Source organism: Streptomyces sp. WG5 (assembly GCF_049974565.1).
In the GTDB taxonomy this organism is placed as follows: domain Bacteria; phylum Actinomycetota; class Actinomycetes; order Streptomycetales; family Streptomycetaceae; genus Streptomyces.
In genome coordinates this window covers 1-516 of sequence record NZ_JBNGGC010000203.1, presented here as the reverse complement: position 1 = coordinate 516, position 516 = coordinate 1, and the positions used below count along the sequence as shown (strand labels likewise).

1 protein-coding gene is annotated in these 516 nt (G+C 73.4%); it reads left to right on the top strand.

Annotation, left to right across the window (positions count from 1 at the left end; translation table 11 throughout):
• On the top strand, positions 1-516 hold a 516-nt coding region (locus ACP4IX_RS36630; RefSeq protein WP_426559021.1), incomplete at both ends, for a ketoacyl-synthetase C-terminal extension domain-containing protein.

Genomic DNA, 516 nt, shown 5'->3' with positions numbered 1-516 from the left:
CCGGGCGGCTGTTGACGGAGGCCCGTACGTGGGACGACACGGGTCGTCCGCGCCGTGCGGGTGTGTCCTCCTTCGGTGTCAGCGGCACCAACGCCCACGTCATCCTCGAACAGGCCCCGGCCGCCCCGACAGCTGCCGCGGACATATGCGTCGACGGGTCCGAAACCCCGGAGACCGAAGCACGGGGGACCGTACCCGCCGCCGTCCCCCTGCTCCTCTCGGCACGCACTCCGGAGGCGCTGCGCGCCCAGGCCGCGGCGCTGTCGGCCCGGATCGCAGACGGGTCGGGCATCCGCGCGGTGGACGTGGCCTTCTCCCTGGCCACGGGCCGCAGCGCACTGGGGCACCGCGCGGTGCTGGTGGGCACGGAGGAGAACCTCCCCGAGCACCTGACCGCGCTGTCACAGGGGGCTGCGGCGTCCGGCGGCGGGTTGGTCTCCGGTCGTTCGGTGCTGGTGTTTCCGGGTCAGGGGTCGCAGTGGGTGGGGATGGCTGCGGAGTTGTTGGCTGGTTCGG